The organism is Bartonella sp. AP40SXNS (assembly GCF_042195825.1).
Taxonomy (GTDB): Bacteria; Pseudomonadota; Alphaproteobacteria; order Rhizobiales; family Rhizobiaceae; genus Bartonella.
The window spans coordinates 1-759 of the sequence record NZ_JBHIPB010000106.1; the positions used below are offsets into that span (position 1 = coordinate 1).

General features: G+C 40.6%; 2 protein-coding genes. Both read left to right on the top strand.

The genetic code is table 11. The features are described from left to right. The first annotated feature begins 134 nt into the window (after window positions 1-134). Window positions 135-284 (top strand): hypothetical protein, encoded by a 150-nt coding sequence (locus ACFILZ_RS10015; protein ID WP_375682392.1) that lies wholly within the window; start codon window positions 135-137, stop codon window positions 282-284. 40 nt (window positions 285-324) lie between these two features. Then, window positions 325-759 (top strand): hypothetical protein (locus tag ACFILZ_RS10020; RefSeq protein WP_375611079.1); only part of this gene is annotated, 435 nt, incomplete at its 3' end.

The following is a 759-nucleotide window of genomic DNA, read 5'->3' on the forward strand; positions in this document are numbered from 1 at the left end:
AGAGCGGGAGGGCCATGTTATACTTTTAAAGAGAAAAACTTGCCCATTTGTCGTCCAGGCGCTGTTGTTCCACAGCGAAGTGTCAAGAAGCGCTTAAACAGCCCTTTTTGTACAAAGCATCCAGAACAACCTGAATGCGAGCCTTAAGTCTTGCTGTTTGTGATGATCAACAATCCCTCATCCTTGCTTTGCTTGAAATGACGGGATTGTTTTCTCAATTTACCATCTCAACTCAGTTCAGAACTGTCTTGAAAAACGGAGATAAAATATCAACAGGTTTATGAGCTGTTTTATCGTAAAGAAACCCACTGAAGGAGGGGAAGAATGAAGAAAGTCTTGCAATTATTGAGCGGCATAGCTCTCTTAACTACAGCTGGATGTGTTAACCAACCTCCTCCATCAACTTTAGCATTATGGGAAAAACCAGGTGCCGATAAAGCGATGATCCAACAATCCTTGTCAAAATGTGGTTGGAAACCGGTTTATGCTTCTCCTGACGATATGAATTCGTATGCGAGTGAATTTGCCTCAGTTTATGAGTGCATGAAAAAAGCAGGTTTCCGGTATAAATTGCAAGATTCAAAAGGGATCTATTTTACACAACCTCCAAAAAGTGGCTCATTCTTAAGCAATTTAATGATAGCAGGATATCAGCAGTTTATGGACAATGACACCTTTGGTGTGACCAATAAAACGAAACAGGAACGCGCTTTACTAACGCATTTTGAGGATGAAAGAAAACGTCAGCAAAAGCAAAAA